General features: G+C 54.9%; 1 protein-coding gene. It reads left to right on the top strand.

The window, feature by feature from the left end:
- A partial coding sequence (locus AWU74_RS11885) for a hypothetical protein (RefSeq protein WP_187150913.1) occupies positions 1-389 on the top strand: 389 nt, incomplete at its 5' end.
- Positions 390-773: the final 384 nt, after the last annotated feature.

Raw genomic sequence — 773 nt, forward strand, 5'->3', positions numbered from 1 at the left:
CGGCAGGCGCAATCGGCGGGCTTGCCGCCATAGGCATCGGGTGCGGCAATGACTTGAACCGCGATTTTCCGCTAAACACGGCTGAAAAGAGCGTTGCCGCCCCAAGAGCGGGGTTTGAGATTACAGACAACATATATCTGATAGGACCTAAAGGCGAAGTTTCAAAACCGATCAGGGGAACCGTGTTTGACCCAATCTGGCTATGCATATGGGGACCGCCGCGCACGGTAAAAATCCCGCATTACTGGCGATACGCGAATGCCGCGTACCGCCAGGCGCTTGAAAAAGCCGGTTTCGACATTATAGAGTATTACAGCACGTCACGGCCGGGCGCAGATTGCTATGTTGCAATCAACACATTCCAAATTCAAGGCTATAACAAGCGTTAAACTGAAGCGGGAAAGCAGGACATTCAGGCGGGGACGGGCGAAATATAAACTGATTATCGCCCTGACAAGGGGGTAAATGAAAACCCCTTGTTTCGCCTTGCTGTTTGCGCTAATGGGGTGTCCGTCTTCGCATGCGATAGATGAAGCCCAAAAAGCAGGCGGAACAAGAAGCCGCCGTGTTTCGCACGGCGCATAAACGGGTACCGGCGCTGCCCGCTCTATGCGCCGAGTTTCCTGAAAGCAAGGCCTCTCTGCCGCCGCGGGTTTGCCGCATACAGGCTTTGCCCTTATGTCGAGTTCTTTCAGGGAATTCGGACGCTCCCCGCAAGGGGAACGCGCCTTCACAGTCGGCTTGTGCATACTTCGCGCAACCTCTACGCAGAG

The sequence above is a fragment of the Treponema endosymbiont of Eucomonympha sp. genome (assembly GCF_001028545.1).